Source organism: Enterobacter cloacae complex sp. IR5441, from assembly GCF_049238215.1.
GTDB lineage: Bacteria > Pseudomonadota > Gammaproteobacteria > Enterobacterales > Enterobacteriaceae > Enterobacter > Enterobacter hormaechei_C.
Map to the genome: position 1 here is coordinate 1 of NZ_JBMKIA010000120.1, position 873 is coordinate 873.

The 873-nt window shown below is 48.1% G+C and carries 1 protein-coding gene; it reads left to right on the plus strand.

The window, feature by feature from the left end; genetic code table 11:
• On the plus strand, positions 1 to 808 hold an 808-nt coding region (locus tag ACOTX5_RS26645; RefSeq protein ID WP_044703026.1), incomplete at its 5' end, for an IS110-like element IS5075 family transposase.
• Positions 809 to 873 lie beyond the last annotated feature (65 nt).

Here is an 873-nt window from a genome sequence, read left to right on the forward strand (position 1 = left end):
AGAGTTAGGGCATTTTCCAAAGCTGATATCACCGCAATTTGTCCGCCCATTCGTTAAAAGCAACAAAAATGACTTCGTTGATGCTGAAGCTATCTGTGAAGCAGCATCACGTCCATCTATGCGTTTCGTGCAGCCCAGAACCGAATCTCAGCAGGCAATGCGAGCTCTGCATCGTGTCCGTGAATCCCTGGTTCAGGATAAGGTGAAAACAACTAATCAGATGCATGCTTTTCTGCTGGAATTTGGTATCAGCGTTCCGCGAGGTGCTGCCGTTATTAGTCGACTGAGTACCCTTCTTGAGGACAGTAGTTTGCCTCTTTATCTCAGCCAGTTACTGCTGAAATTACAACAGCATTATCACTATCTTGTTGAGCAGATTAAAGATCTGGAATCTCAGTTGAAACGAAAGTTGGACGAAGATGAGGTTGGACAGCGCTTGCTGAGTATTCCCTGCGTTGGAACGCTGACTGCCAGTACTATTTCAACTGAGATTGGCGACGGGAAGCAGTACGCCAGCAGCCGTGACTTTGCGGCGGCAACAGGGCTGGTACCCCGACAGTACAGCACGGGAGGTCGGACGACATTGTTAGGGATTAGCAAGCGGGGCAACAAAAAGATCCGAACTTTGTTGGTTCAGTGTGCCAGGGTATTCATACAAAAACTGGAACACCAGTCTGGCAAGTTGGCCGACTGGGTCAGGGAGTTGTTGTGTCGGAAAAGCAACTTTGTCGTCACCTGTGCTCTGGCAAACAAGCTGGCCAGAATAGCCTGGGCACTGACGGCGCGACAGCAAACTTACGAAGCATAAAGGCAGAAATACACCAGTTTAAACAATCATTCATCTGGTTTTGCGAATACTGATATTGATGATAC